Annotated in this window: 13 protein-coding genes; 3 read left to right on the top strand and 10 right to left on the bottom strand. The window is 67.3% G+C overall.

All coding sequences use genetic code 11. The features are described 5' to 3' along the window. Nucleotides 1-623: 623 nt before the first annotated feature. The 10 genes from I8N67_RS34450 to I8N67_RS34405 form a co-directional block, all read right to left on the bottom strand. Nucleotides 624-1,910 (bottom strand): sulfate adenylyltransferase subunit 1, encoded by a 1,287-nt coding sequence (locus I8N67_RS34450; protein WP_200308209.1) that lies wholly within the window; start codon nt 1,908-1,910, stop codon nt 624-626. A 2-nt stretch (nt 1,911-1,912) separates the two neighbouring features. Continuing rightward, nucleotides 1,913-2,848, bottom strand: a complete 936-nt coding sequence (cysD, locus tag I8N67_RS34445; protein ID WP_200308208.1) for a sulfate adenylyltransferase subunit CysD — start codon at nt 2,846-2,848, stop codon at nt 1,913-1,915. After that, nucleotides 2,845-3,423 (bottom strand): adenylyl-sulfate kinase, encoded by a 579-nt coding sequence (gene cysC / locus I8N67_RS34440; protein WP_200308212.1) that lies wholly within the window; start codon nt 3,421-3,423, stop codon nt 2,845-2,847. The genes cysD and cysC overlap by 4 nt, the downstream gene beginning before the upstream one ends. A gap of 4 nt (nt 3,424-3,427) precedes the next feature. Next, nucleotides 3,428-4,729, bottom strand: a complete 1,302-nt coding sequence (locus tag I8N67_RS34435) for an MFS transporter (RefSeq protein WP_200308207.1) — start codon at nt 4,727-4,729, stop codon at nt 3,428-3,430. 49 nt (nt 4,730-4,778) lie between these two features. After that, nucleotides 4,779-5,540, bottom strand: coding sequence for a class I SAM-dependent methyltransferase (locus I8N67_RS34430; RefSeq protein WP_200308206.1), 762 nt, complete (start codon nt 5,538-5,540; stop codon nt 4,779-4,781). A 57-nt stretch (nt 5,541-5,597) separates the two neighbouring features. Further along, nucleotides 5,598-6,728, bottom strand: a complete 1,131-nt coding sequence (locus I8N67_RS34425) for a hypothetical protein (protein ID WP_200308205.1) — start codon at nt 6,726-6,728, stop codon at nt 5,598-5,600. Between the two features lie 21 nt (nt 6,729-6,749). Then, nucleotides 6,750-7,481 carry an SDR family NAD(P)-dependent oxidoreductase gene (locus I8N67_RS34420; RefSeq protein WP_200308204.1) on the bottom strand — a complete coding sequence of 244 codons (732 nt, stop codon included), beginning with the start codon at nt 7,479-7,481 and terminating at the stop codon, nt 6,750-6,752. Beyond that, complete coding sequence (locus I8N67_RS34415; RefSeq protein WP_200308203.1) at nt 7,478-8,233, bottom strand: sulfotransferase-like domain-containing protein; 756 nt, start codon at nt 8,231-8,233, stop codon at nt 7,478-7,480. Before I8N67_RS34415 ends, I8N67_RS34420 begins: the two co-directional genes overlap by 4 nt. Before the next feature lie 37 nt (nt 8,234-8,270). Then, nucleotides 8,271-9,509: a transaldolase family protein gene (locus I8N67_RS34410; protein WP_200308202.1), complete on the bottom strand. Its 1,239-nt coding sequence runs from the start codon at nt 9,507-9,509 to the stop codon at nt 8,271-8,273. A 69-nt stretch (nt 9,510-9,578) separates the two neighbouring features. Continuing rightward, entirely contained in the window at nt 9,579-10,262 is a 684-nt protein-coding gene (locus tag I8N67_RS34405; protein WP_200308201.1) for an HAD-IA family hydrolase, read from the bottom strand. A gap of 265 nt (nt 10,263-10,527) precedes the next feature. Between I8N67_RS34405 and I8N67_RS34400 the strand changes: the two genes are divergently transcribed. From I8N67_RS34400 to metK, 3 genes are read left to right on the top strand one after another with little or no spacing between them, the layout of a single operon-like run. Continuing rightward, nucleotides 10,528-11,370 (top strand): AfsR/SARP family transcriptional regulator, encoded by an 843-nt coding sequence (locus I8N67_RS34400; RefSeq protein WP_200308200.1) that lies wholly within the window; start codon nt 10,528-10,530, stop codon nt 11,368-11,370. 41 nt (nt 11,371-11,411) lie between these two features. Beyond that, complete coding sequence (locus tag I8N67_RS34395; RefSeq protein WP_200308199.1) at nt 11,412-12,797, top strand: MFS transporter; 1,386 nt, start codon at nt 11,412-11,414, stop codon at nt 12,795-12,797. Nucleotides 12,798-12,845: 48 nt separating this feature from the next. Continuing rightward, nucleotides 12,846-14,081, top strand: a complete 1,236-nt coding sequence (gene metK / locus I8N67_RS34390) for a methionine adenosyltransferase (protein WP_200308198.1) — start codon at nt 12,846-12,848, stop codon at nt 14,079-14,081. Nucleotides 14,082-14,135 lie beyond the last annotated feature (54 nt).

Below are 14,135 nucleotides of genomic sequence, written 5' to 3'. Positions count from 1 at the left end.
GTTCGTGTCACGTTGTGCAGTCGATTCTCCCCACGCCCTCCCCGGCACCGTCCATACTCCCCAGATTCTCCCCAGAGTTGGCCGTGCTGCGGGGCAGTGGCGACGGGGAAGCCAGTCGATCTCAGGCGCGGCCGTAGGCACGGTGAGTGACTGGCGCAGGTAGGGCAGAGCTCTGCCAGCAGGTTCTTCGTCTGCTGGTGGTACAGGAGTGTCGATCCCTGGATCAGTTGTGGAACTCCACGCTCCCTTCGTCAACCCGGTGCGGTCGGAGTTCGCCCATGTCCAGGGAGGTTCGAGTGGATATTTAGGGCAGCCATGCCTTGTCGATCAAGAGGAGGCGGGCATGGAACCACATGAGCATCAAGATGGTCGAGCTGAAGACGACTTCGAACCCTCAGTGGAGGGGCAGTTGCGCTCCGGGCGGGACGTGGAGCGGGCTGTGGACCTCTTCCGCACGAGCTACGGGGCGGGGTAGCCGCCTCGTGCGTCTGCGACGCGGACGAGGCGGGACTGCGAGGTCGTGGATGTTGTGGTGGTGAGGTCTTCCGACGTATGGACAGGCAGTGGCGGTGGACTATCGATGACGCGGTGGATCGCCGGTTTGGCCAACCGGCGATCCGCGGCTACATTCCGCCCCTCGGTCGCCGCGTTGATGCCTGCTCATTCGCCATGCCGGCTGCGAGGGTGGTGCCGTCGGCCGGGTCGATCAGGATGAACGAGCCGGTGCGGCGGGAGTCGGCGTACGAGTCGAGCGCGATCGGTTCCGCGGTGCGGATCTTGACGTAGCCAATGTCGTTGGAAACCAGCTGCTCGGGGTTCGGACACCTCGAGAGGTCATCGAGGACGAGCCGCGACGGGATGTCCGTGACGATCGCCTTGACCGTGCGGGTGGTGTGCTTGAGCAGTACGCGTCGGCCGACGGCGAGCGGCTGGTCGGCGACGTGGCAGACGGTGGCCTCGATGTCCTGCGTGATGGGGGGAGCGTCGTCACAGGATGCGATCAGATCGCCCCGCGAGACGTCGATGTCGTCCTCCAGCAGGATGGTCACCGACTGTGGGGCCCGAGCAAGGCCGACCGCACGCCCCAGCCCGTCAATGGCCTTCACGGTGGAGGTGCGGCCGGCGGGCAGAACGGTCACGTGCTCGCCGACGCGCAGCGTGCCGCGGACGATTTGTCCGGCGTAGCCGCGGTAGTCGGGGCGCTCGGCGGTCTGCGGCCGGATCACGTACTGCACGGGGAGCCGGGCGTGGCAGTGGCTCAGGTCGTGGGCGACCGGGACGGTCTCCAGGTGCTCCAGGAAGGTCGGGCCGCCGTACCAGTCCATGTTCGCGGACGGCTCCACCACGTTGTCGCCGGCCAGCGCCGAGATCGGGATCGCGGTGATCTCCGGGACGCCGAGTTCGAGCGCGTACGCCGTGAACTCCTCGGCGATCGCGGCGAAGACGGACTCCTGGTAGTCGACCAGGTCCATCTTGTTCACGGCGAGCACGACGTGCGGCACGCGCAGGAGGGCCGCGATGGCGGCGTGCCGGCGGGTCTGCTCGACGACGCCGTTGCGGGCGTCGACGAGGATGACGGTCAGCTCGGCCGTCGACGCGCCGGTGACCATGTTGCGGGTGTACTGCACGTGGCCGGGGGTGTCGGCGAGGATGAACCGGCGGCGCGGGGTGGCGAAGTAGCGGTAGGCCACGTCGATGGTGATGCCCTGTTCGCGTTCGGCGCGCAGGCCGTCGGTGAGCAGTGCGAGGTCCGGGCCTTCCTGGCCCCGGGCGACGGATGCCCGCTCCACGGCCTCCAGCTGGTCGGTGAGGACCGACTTGGAGTCGTGCAGCAGTCGGCCGACGAGGGTGGACTTGCCGTCGTCGACCGACCCGGCGGTTGCGAAGCGCAGTGTGTCGATGGTCGTCATCGTTAGAAGTACCCCTCGCGTTTGCGGTCCTCCATCGCGGCCTCGGACAGCTTGTCGTCGGCCCGGGTCGCGCCCCGCTCGGTCAGCCGGGAGGCGGCGATCTCGGCGATCACGGCGTCCAGCGTGGTCGCGTCGGAGTCGACCGCGCCGGTGCAGGACATGTCACCCACGGTCCGGTAGCGGACGAGCCGCTTCTCGACGCTCTCGCCGTCCTTGGGGCCGCCCCATTCGCCGGCGGTCAGCCACATGCCGGCCCGCTGGAACACCTCACGCTCGTGCGCGAAGTAGATCTGCGGGAGTTCGATGCCCTCGCGGGCGATGTACTGCCAGACGTCCAGCTCGGTCCAGTTGGACAGCGGGAACACGCGGACGTGTTCGCCGGGGGCGTGGCGGCCGTTGTACAGGTTCCACAGCTCGGGCCGCTGGCGGCGCGGGTCCCACTGGGAGAACTCGTCCCGCAGCGAGAACACCCGCTCCTTGGCCCGCGCCTTCTCCTCGTCGCGGCGCCCGCCGCCGAAGACCGCGTCGAACTTCTCGCTCTGGATCTTCTCCGTCAGCGGAAGCGTCTGCAGCGGGTTCCGCGTCCCGTCGGGGCGTTCGCGCAGCACACCCCGGTCGATGTAGTCCTGTACGGAGGCCACATGGAGCCGCAGCCCATGTGCGGCGACCACACGGTCCCGGTAGTCGAGGACCTCGGGGAAGTTGTGCCCGGTGTCCACGTGCAGCAGCGAGAACGGCACTGGCGCCGGCGCGAACGCCTTCAGCACCAGGTGCAGCATGACGATGGAGTCCTTGCCCCCGGAGAACAGAATCACCGGCCGCTCGAACTCACCCGCCACCTCACGGAAGATGTGCACCGCCTCGGACTCCAACGCGTCCAGATGGCTGAGTGCGTACGGGCTGTCGGTCTCCTCGGAGACAGTGGCGACGGTCGTCATGCCAGGCCCCTTTCGACGAGCAGCTTGTGGACGAGGGTCGCGGACTCCCGCACGGTCTGGTTCTGGGACTCGATGCGCAGGTCCGGCGAGACGGGCTCCTCGTACGGGTCGTCGACCCCGGTGAGCCCGGAAATCTCGCCCGCGGCCTGCTTGGCGTACAGACCCTTCACATCGCGTACGGAGCACACCTCGACCGGAGTCGCCACGTGCACCTCGACATACGGGGCGCCGCTCGTCCGGTGGCGCCCCCGCACCGCCTCGCGACTTTCGGCGTACGGCGCGATCACCGGCACCAGCGTCAACACCCCGTTACGTGCCAGGACTTCGGCAACCAGGCCGATGCGCTGCACGTTCATGTGCCGGTCCGCGCGGGAGAAGCCGAGGCCGGCGGAGAGGAAGCGGCGGATCTCGTCACCGTCCAGTACCTCCACGCGGCGGCCCTGGGACCGTAACAGCTGGGCCACCTCGTATGCGATGGTGGTCTTGCCCGCGCTGGGCAGACCGGTCAGCCAGACCGTCGCGCCCGGTCGGCAGGTGCAGGGAATTCGGCCGGCGTTCTTTCCACGGACTTCCATGGTGTCACCGGGCATGGGAGAGATCCTTGTCGGTCGTGGGCGGTGTGCTGGTGCGACCGACAGCACTCTCGGGAGATCCCTCACGGGGGAGTTGCAGGGTCAGCGCGCCCAGGACCACCGTGGTCACGGCGATCACGACGTAATACCACATGAAATCTCCGGTCCATGACTTGAGGAAGCCGGCTGTGTAGTTTCCGACGATTCCGCCGAGCCCCTGCGTCACATTGGTGACACCGAATATGACGGTCGCGGCGGCACCGGAAGCCGACTTGGAGACATAGGTCGGAACCAGCCCGTAGATGGGGTAGAAGGCGAGGGCGAAGAGAACGCCGGAGACCAGCGGAAGATATCCGATGGGTGCGAGTACGAGCAGTGTCGCCGAGACGAAGAACATGCCGTAACACAGGACCAGGGAGCTGCGGACGCCGATCTTGTCGGAGAGCCAGCCGATGGCGAATCCCGCGAACATGCCGATGACCCCGATGATGCCCCAGACCTGCGCCGCGAATCCGATGTCGAAGCCAAGTCCCTCACGCAGATAGGGCGAGAGATAGTTCTGGAACGGCATGCAGGCGAAGCCGTTGAGGAACTTCATCACCCAGACGATGACGACCCACCGGACGAGCACCATGCGCCAACCCGCCCGTGCGCTGTCGTCGCGGTCGGCCTCCTCGGCCGTACCGCCCCGGGGGCCGCTCTCGGCATGGAACAGGCCCATCCGGAAGAAGGCGAAGGCCGCGATCGCAGTGGCCGTCAGAGTGCCGAGTCCGACGCAGTACCACAGCCCGCGCCAGTTGCCCGCACCGACGAACGACGGGACCAGGAGGCTGTTGACGAAGACGCCGTAGCTGGTGCCGCTGGAGATCAGGCCCAGCACCTTGCCGCGGTGTTCGTAGTCGATGACCCGGCCGACGATCTCGATCAGCGGCACATAGACGGAGGCTGCTGTGCCACCCATGATCGTGAGCAGGACGCCGATGACGACGATGCTGTCCGTCATCGGTATGCCCACCAGGCACAGGCCGCACAGCACCGCCGATCCGATGGTCACCTGCCCGCCGCCCACACGGGTCGACAGCCACGTGCCGAGCAGGGCGAACACAAGGAATCCGAGCTGCCCGGCCGCCGTGACCGTGCCCACCACGGTGTAGCCGAACCCGAGGTCCATGCGCATGTCTGTGACGATCTGCGCGAAGAGATAGAAGCCGAATCCGTAGGTGGCTGCCACAAAGCTGGTCAGTAGTGCGGTGATGACGAATCCGGCGATGGTGCGTGAGCGGTTCGTCTGTGTCGATGCGTTTACCATGGCCGCTGGTCTCTCTCTTCTTTCCCGCTCCTGATCGGAACCGGTCGCATCAGGTCTTCCTGGCGACGTGGATGACGAAATCAACGTCGTCCATGTCGAAGTCACGGCGGAAGTCGCCGAATTCCTCGACCGATTCGAATCCGGATTCCTTGAGCAGGGCCGACAGCTCGGCGGAAAGAATCGGGTACACCTCCAGATGGTGGGTGCCGCCGTCCGGGAATTCATACTGGAAACGGCACAGTTGGTCGTCGATGTGAGCGACCGAAACCGATGCACCCGTACCGCAGTAGTAGTAGTTTCCGCTGCTCTGATAGCGGTGGCGGCGAATGGAGTCGAAATTCCGGTGGTCGACGACGAGGACCCCGCCCGGGTTCAGCGCCTTGTAGAACTCGGCGAGGACCGCGCGACGGTCGGACTCCTGGAAGAGGTGCGGGAACGAGCTGCCGAGACAGACGATCGCGTCGTACCGTCCGTGGATGTTGTCGCGCAGCTGCCGCCAGTCCGTCTGCACGGTCGGAAACGACTGACCGTGCCGCGCGGCGTTCACCCGGGTGCGCTCGATCATCTCAGCGCTGCCGTCCACGGCGGTGACATCGAATCCGTGCCGGCCCAGCATGACGGAGTGGTATCCGGTGCCGGCGGCGGCGTCGAGCACGCGACGGGCCCCGGCTCCTGCGAGGATCTCCACGAAGAAGTCCTGCTCGCCTTCCTGACGGCGGTCCCAGTCGATCAGCTCGTCCCAGCGGTCCACGAGCGTACGGATGTACTGGCCCGCGAAGTCGTCAGCGGACGGTGCGGCGTTGGTGGTCATGGATGTCTCCCGACGGGTCTGTCGGTGCGGCGGGGGCCGACCGGTCGCACGGGCGGTTCAGCGGAATGAGGAAGCGAACTCCCTGTGTTTGCCGGCCAGTTCGTCGGCCCAGTCGGCGCAGTCACCGAGCTTCATGCTGGGGCAGTCGTATCCGAGCAGACGATTCATGACGGACATCTCGCGCTCGGTGAAGTGCACGGTGGCGTCGTCGTCGATCCGGGCGATGCCATCGGCCTGCTGACAGACCTCGTTGAGCCGGACGGCCTCCTTGGCCGTGAGCCCTTCCGGCAGGTCGAGCGTCCCGCCGTCCCGGTGGACGCGGACCGGATATCCGCCGGGAAGCCCGCCGGGCGCCGGCGCGTGCGCGAGGACGCCGCTGTCCGTCGCCATGCCGTGCAGGATCCGCACGGCGGACGACGCCGTGAGCAACTGGCCGTCGATGCCGCCCAGGCGCTTGAGCCGGTTGTCGAGCTGGGCGAACAGCGTGCGGTGGTCGACTTCGGCGGATGTGGCGCCGCCCTTGATCCGCACGTCGAGGTGATACGCGCCGTTCCCCGCGTCCCCGAACCGGGGCACGTAATGGCTGAAGTAGTGCTGGGCGATCAGCCTCACCTCCACGTCGGCGGAGGGCACGCCCAGCAGGTGCGCCGACCCGTGGGTCAGGGCGGGCACGATGTTGGCGACGTTGCCCACGCCGATGGTCGGTGCGAGACCCACCTTGTCGAGCACGGGTCCCACCGCGTCGGGGAAGGCGGCGTTCACCACCTTCGTGTCGATCGCGGATGCCTTGACCGCCTGCATCAGCAGGTGGTTGAGCGTCAGATGCATGGGCAGCCAGGGCCCGAACTGAGCCTCGTCCAGCTCCTCGAACGTCTTCCTGGGGAGTTCGGTGATGACCCGCCAGGACTGGAGGGACCCGCCCATGAACACGATGTCCGGGCGGACTCGCGCGAGCGTCCGCGCGGTGGCCTCGATGTTCGTGAGGTCCATGTGCACCGTGTCGACGGTGCCGTGATGCCCCAGGTTCGTGGCGGTGAACAGGGCCAGATTGCCGCGCCTGCGGATGGCCTCCGTATCCCGCCCGGCCAGGACGACCCGGTTGGTCGCGGGGTCGTTCAGCAGCATGGTGAGGACCTTGGCCGACAGGTCGCCCATACCGACGAGCATGATCAGGGGTTGCTCGGTCACCGTCTCTGCCTTTCCTTACGATCAGCGCGGATAGCAGCCGTTGTCGGCGCGCAGCAGGGCGCCGGTCAGTGTCCGTGACCGCTCGCTGAGCAGATAGGCGCACACATCGGCGACGTACTCGGGGAGGATGTCGCCGTCGAGCAGCTCCTGCCGCTTGTACTCGGCGTACCGGTAGTCGGGTATGCGGTCGGCGATGGCCGTACGGACGATCAGCCCGGGTGACACCACGTTGACCCTGATGTACGGGGCGAAGTTCATGGCGTTGGACTTGGTGAGCCCGATGACTCCGGCCTTGACCGTTCCGTACAGCGCGTCGGAGCTGCCGACCTCACCGGCGACCGAGGCCAGGTTCACGATCGCGCCGCGCCGCTCGGCGGGCAGCAGATGATCGGCGAAGCGCCGCGAAAGCCACACCGGCCCCTTGACGTTGATGCCGATGACACGGTCGATCGTCTCGTCGTCGTACTCCCACACCGGCTGTCCGAGATACAGCCCGGCGTTGTTCACCAGGCCGTCCACTTCCGGGTGAGCCGCGATGACCGCGTCCATGAACGCGTCGCAGTCCTCGTGCGAGGAGACGTCGCAGACGTGAGTCTCCAGCGGTCGGCCGTGGTGCTCGTCGGCGAGGGACTTCAGCCCGTTCTCGTCGATGTCGCAGGTGATGACCGTCTTGCCGTCGTCGAGCAGGCGCCCGACCAGGGCGCGCCCGACTCCGCCGGCGCCACCGGTGACGATCACGGTGCTGACACTCATATCGCTGCCTCCTTCTTCGCCGGCCGGAGTCGGAACTGGTCCAGGTGTTCGTAGAAGGGGCGGCAGTGCCGTACGAAATCCCGCAGATGGGGCATGTCGGCGTAACCGAAGCGGTACTTGCGCTGGGGGAGCCCGATCCCGCTGCTCGCGGAGACATCGGTGTGCCATCCGCTCCAGGTGGTCCACTCGGGTCGCTCGCCGACGGACCACTGGAGGGCCTCCGGCAGGAACGGGACACCGATCGCCTCGCAGTAGGCGGCGATGGTCTCGTGGGGCCGGGCCGCCAGGTCCGAGGCGTTCAGCACGAGTGGTGGCGCGCCGGTGAGTTCGGTCACGAAGTCGAAGAGCCGCTCCAGCTCCTGGTAACCGAGCACGTCACGGGTGACGTCGGGATGCACGGTTGCATGGGAGAGTACGGCCTCCTCCGGGTCGCGGATCAGAAAGGTGTTGACCTGTCCTCGCAGGTACTCGGGGTCACCCAGGAGATGGTCCAGGCAGTGGTAGGGGAAGTCCTTGTGGAACACGGGATGCTCCAGGCGCGCCGCCTCCATCATCCGCTTGATGTCGGGGTAGGTGAGCGGGTGCCCGGGCTGGGGATTCTTGTGCGGGATCGCGGCGCGTTCCTCGTGCATGAAGTAGACGTAGGCGAACTCCTCGTGGAAGACCGTGAAGTCGCCGCGCTCGATGAAGGACCGTTCGAGCGCCGTCGACATGGACCTGGGATGGCTCCACAGGGCGATGGACGGGTTCATGGTGGGGGTTCTCCCTCCCTGACAGAGCGGATCGCGGTCAGCGGGTGCTCGCGGACAGCAGCAGCGGCTGTGCGGAGTCGGTCATCGTCTGGAACCGGTGGGCTATGAAGTCGAGCAGCTTCCGTGTGTTGCCCAGCACTTCGGCGTAGGTCGAGATGAAGGAGCCGTAGTGGGCGAACTCGTCGACGCTCATGCCGTACGGGTCGTAGGCGCTGTGGAAGGAGGGCAGCCACATCAGCTTCTCCAGCACCCGAGCCGGGACCTCTTGTTCGATTGCGTCGGGGGTGAAGACGGGCAGCTCGTTGTCGCGCCGTATCACATCGGCCACGAACTGGGGCTTGCAGGTGTAGGCGATCGCGCCGCCCGCGCTCTGCTCCAGATGCATGCTCAACGTGCCCGGGAGCGTCACCGGGTCGTCGACCTCCAAGCTGGAGAGGAGGGGTTTCACCGGGTGACCGTGCTCCCGGATCCGCCGGTGGATACGCTTGAGGATGGCCACCTCGGCCCAGCGGATGTCACCCGGGGTGAGGTCGATGCCGCGGGTGGCCGCTTCGTGGCGGAGATCGGTGTTCGCACCGAAGCGCCCGATCATATGGGTGAAGACGGCACGCCATCGGTCGACGGCGACGCCCCGGCGGTGGGCTTCCCCGAGTCCGGACTCGACGGCGTCGGCGCAGGCGAGGAACTGCGGAACGGTGTACGAGAGCGTGTTGTTGACCGATATCCCATGGCCCACGAGCTGCCGGATCACCTTGTACCCGGCAGCGGATCCGGGCACCTTCACCATCAGGTTCGGCGATATCCGGGCGATCCGGAGCGCCTGTTCAAGCATGAGGTCGGCATCGAACATCAAACGCGGATCGAGCTGACCGGAGACCCAGCCGAACCGTCCCTGGCTCGCCTCCCACATCGGTAGCATCGCCGCCGCCGCGCGCCGCAGAGCCTCCTCGTACACGAGACGGAAGGTGCTCTCCACTTCGGGGACGCTCTGGTCGTCGATGATGTCCTGGATTTCCCTGCCCCAGACATCGGGCGAATCGAGAATGCTCTGCGCGACCAGCGAGGGGTTGGTTGTTATCCCGCGCACGAGCGAGGCGCCGGGTGTCTCGGGACAGAGAAACCGGTCGAGTTGCCGTGCCCAGCGATCGCGTGTTTCGTTGTCCGGTGCTTCTTTCAGGAATCGGTTCCGCCACCGGGGGAAATCGAGCGGTGAGGAATCCCACCAGATTTCGGCCGCAGGGCTGACGCGCTGCAGTTCTTCCAGAACGAGCGGCATGCGAGGGTGACCTTCCAATCGATCCCGGGGCTCCGGGAGAGACGGTCAGACTTACGGAAGCAGGGCGTTCTAACGGGCTGATATCGATGCGCTCACGGGCCGCGCCGACCACTTCCCGAGCAGCGCGGGAAGCGCGGTCATCGACTCGAAGGTGACGGCGCCGGCCGCGGCGAGATGGGCCGCCGTACCGTTCTCCGGCGGCGCATAGCCGAACACGGCCATGCCGGCGGCCACGGCTGCCTGCACGCCGACAAGGCTGTCCTCGACGACCGCGCACCGGCCCGCCGGAACGTCCATGTCACGGGCTGTGTGGAGAAACAGACCGGGATCCGGCTTCCAGGAGCCGACTTCGTACGCGCTGTAGATGCGGTCCTCGAAACGGGACAGCAGTCCGGTCAGGCAAAGGGTGTGCACGATCTTGTCGCGGGGTGCGCTGGATGCCGCGCAGAACGGAAGGGTGAGCTCGTCGATCACCTGCCGTACGTGGGGAACGGGCCGTAGGGACGTGGTGAACAGGGCGGCCGATCGGCGGCGGAACTCCGGCACGAAATCGGGCGGAAGCGCCCTGCCGAGCTCCTGTTCCAGCTCGGCGACCCATGCGGCGACCTTGCGTCCACGGATGAAGGCGAGAGCGCCGGCCGGCGAGAAGCTGAGCCCTTCGGCCGCCGCCAGCTCGCGCATCGCCTGCGAGCTGAGTTTCTCGCTGTCGACCAGAACACCATCGCAGTCGAAAATGACCAGTCTCTTCGTCACCGCGACGTTCCTTCCGTTGAGATGCGAACGAATCCCAGGACACCACGGCCGCCTCACGATTCACTCCTGGCCGGATATCGGAAGGAAGGTGCGTTCAAAAGATGCCAAACCGGGCGTGCATGACAGAGTCCTCGGCGATCTGGAGTTACGGCTGGAGACCGCCACGGCCGTCCCACTACGTTCTGGGCAGGGACATCGCGTCCATACGAGAGGAATTCCCATGGAGTTCGGAGTTCTCGGTCCGCTTTCCATCACGGATGTACCGGTGACTTCTCTGTCCGCGGTCGCGGGGGACGCTGATTCGGGCGATGCCGATCCGGGCGATGCCGTGGACCGGCTCCCCTCCGCGCCCAAGACACGGCAGCTGCTTGCGCTGCTCCTCCTGCACGCAGGCGCCCAGGTCTCGCTCGACACCTGCGTGCAGGAGCTGTGGGGCGACCACTCACCCCGCAGTGCCGTACAGAGCGTCCACACCAGGATCTTCCAGCTGCGCCAGGCGCTGGCCACCCTGCCCTCCGTGGGCTCGGTGGACGCCGCCAAGCGCATCCTTGAGACACGTCACCACGGCTATGTGATGCATGTACGGCAAGGTGACCTGGACCTGCACTCCTTGGACGCCCACATGGCCGAGTCCCGACGGGCCCGCGCTCTCGGCGACGATGCGTTGTGCGCCGCCGCTCTGCGCTCCGCGCTCGGGCTCTGGCGCGGCCGGACGCTCGTCGACATCGAGGCGGGCCCGCACATTCAGTCCCAGATCTCCCACCTCGAAGGGGTCCGGATGACCGCCCTCGAGCAGTCCCTGGACGCCGAACTGCGGCTCGGCCTCCACCATCAGCTGCTCCCCGAGCTGAGCCTGCTCGTCTCCCGGCATCCGACCCACGAGAACCTGCACGCCCAGTACATGATCGCCCTCTACCGGTCGGGGCGCACCGCCCACGCGCTGGAGGTCTATCACGCGCTGAGCCGCCATCTCGGCCACGAACTCGGTATCGAACCGTCGCACAGGCTGCGCACGCTGCAGACCGCCGTACTGACCGAGAGCTCAGAGCTGGACCTGCGTTCGCCCGAGAACCTCAGGCTCTCGCTGGACCTGGTCACCAGCCGCTGACGGACCGCCCGCCGACGCAGTCACGAAAGGGAGAGACCTCGATGCCGGATCCGCTTTCCACGGCCCCGAACGGCCCGGCCGTCTCCGACGAACGGCGGATCCACCGCTTCCAGACCCGTATCGCCGTCTGTGCCGGAGGCGGAGAGGTGTGCGACGGGTGGGTGCTCGGTGTCGTCGGTGCGGCCCTGCCGCTGGCCCGCAGTGATCTCGCTCTGAGCTCGCTTCAGACCGGGCTGATCGGTGCCGCCACGCTCATCGGCATCTTCTTCGGAGGGCTAGTCTTCGGCCGGCTCACCGACAAGGTCGGCCGGCAGAAGATGTACCTCCTCGATCTGCTGGTCTTCCTGGCCGGTTCGTTGCTCCAACTCGTTGTCGACGGTGCCCTCCAGCTCTTCGCCGTACGGCTGCTGATGGGGATCGCCGTCGGAGCCGACTACGCGATCGCGGGAGCGCTGGTCGCGGAGTTCTCCCCACCCGCGCGGAGGGGACGGCTGCTGGCCTCGCTCATAGCGTTCTGGTACGTGGGGTACACGCTGGCCGCCGTCGTCGGCTTCGGCCTCGCTTCGTGGAGCACGGACGCGTCCATGTGGCGCTGGATCCTGGCCAGCAGCGCCGTACCCTCGCTGGTGGTGCTGGTGGCCCGGCTGGGAACTCCCGAGTCGCCACGATGGCTGGCGAGCAAGGGACGGTACGCCGAGGCCGACGCGATCAGCCGACGGTGGCTCGGAACACGGCTCGACGAGGTGGCTGCGGGCGGGACGCCGACCGTGGAGCCGGGGCTCGCGGCGCTCTTCGCCCCCTCGTACCTGCGCAGAACCCTGTTCACCAGTGTCTTCTGGCTCTGTCAGATCACCCCGTTCTTCGCCATCTCCACCTTCGCTCCTCAGGTGCTGGCCGCTCTGGGCGCCTCCGATGACGGCGTCAGCGAGGTGCTGCTCAATGTCTTCCTGCTGGTCGGCTGTCTGAGCGGCGTCTGGCTGATCGGCCGGGTCGGCCGGAGGCAGTTGCTCATCTGGCCGTTCGTCGTCACCGCCGCGGCTCTGCTGGCGCTCGGGCTGTGGCCGTCCGGTCCGCAGTGGGTGATCGTCGGCTGCTTCGCGACCTTCGCGCTGTTCCACGCGGCTTCGAGCACGTTGCAGGCGGTCTATCCGAGCGAGGTCTTCCCGACCGAGATCCGTGCCACCGGCATCGGCTTCGCCGCGGCCACGAGCCGTGTCGGAGGCGCGGTGGGCACCTTCCTGGTGCCCATCGGTCTGCAGACATGGGGAGTCGGCGCCGTCATGCTGTGCGGCTGTGCGTTGTCCCTGGTGGGCGCGCTGGTGTCGGCAGTGTGGGCGCCCGAGACGAGCGGCCTTGAACTGTCCAGCGCAAGCGCGCCCCAGGCGGCGCCGCGCGAGGGCCCCCGCAAGGCGTCCCAGCCGGCTTGACCGCCGACCCATGCACATCCCCTCCCGAATCGGATGACGAGGAGAGTCATGTCCAGCCGCCTGTTCACGTCGGAGTCGGTCACCGAAGGCCACCCCGACAAGATCGCCGACCAGATCAGTGACGCCGTTCTCGATGCACTGCTGCGGGAGGATCCCCTGTCGCGCGTCGCCGTTGAGACGCTGATCACCACGGGACTCGTCCAGGTGGCGGGTGAGGTCACCACACGGGCGTACGTCCCGATCGCCACGCTCGTGCGCGAGAAGATCCTGGAGATCGGCTACGACTCGTCGGCGAAGGGGTTCGACGGCGCCTCCTGCGGGGTGTCGGTCTCCATCGGCTCCCAGTCGCCGGACATCGCACAAGGAGTGGACAGGGCCTACGAGTCCCGGGTCGAAAGCGCAAGCGCCACCTCCGGTGCGGCCGTGGACGAACTCGACCGGCAGGGGGCCGGGGATCAGGGCCTGATGTTCGGTTATGCCACGGACGAGACGCCGGAGCTGATGCCGCTTCCGGTCCATCTGGCCCACCGGCTCTCGTACCGCCTGGCCGAAGTCAGGAAGGACGGGACGCTCCCGTACCTCCGTCCCGACGGCAAGACCCAGGTCACCATCGAGTACGACGGGGACAGGCCGGTGCGGCTCGACACCGTCGTCGTCTCCTCCCAGCACGCGCGCGACATCGACCTGGACAACCTGCTTGCCCCGGACCTCCGGGAGCATGTCGTGGAGCATGTCCTCGCCGGGCTCGACGCCGACGGCATCAAGCTGGAGACTGACGGTTACCGACTGCTGGTGAATCCCACCGGCCGGTTCGAGATCGGTGGCCCGATGGGGGACGCGGGTCTGACCGGCCGGAAGATCATCATTGACACGTACGGTGGCATGGCCCGGCACGGCGGCGGCGCCTTCTCCGGCAAGGACCCGTCCAAGGTGGACCGGTCGGCGGCGTACGCGATGCGCTGGGTGGCCAAGAACGTCGTCGCCGCGGGCCTCGCCCGGCGCTGCGAGGTCCAGGTCGCCTACGCCATCGGCAAGGCCGAACCGGTTGGACTGTTCGTCGAGACCTTCGGCACCCACACCGTCCCCGTCGAGCTCATCGAGCAGGCGATCACCGAGGTCTTCGACCTCAGGCCGGCCGCGATCATCCGCGACCTCCAGCTGCTCCGCCCGATCTACTCCCAGACGGCGGCGTACGGACATTTCGGGCGGGAGCTGGCCGACTTCACCTGGGAACGCACGGACCGCGCCGCTGAGCTCCGGCACCACGCGGGCGTCTTCCGGTGACCGGCAGCGACGGACCGGCCGTGGACACGCTGACGAGGGGCCACAGGCCGGTCG

Source organism: Streptomyces adelaidensis, assembly GCF_016598475.1.
In the GTDB taxonomy this organism is placed as follows: Bacteria; Actinomycetota; Actinomycetes; order Streptomycetales; family Streptomycetaceae; genus Streptomyces; species Streptomyces adelaidensis.
Note: the sequence above shows the minus strand (reverse complement) of the source record. Positions and strands in the feature narration are given on the sequence as shown.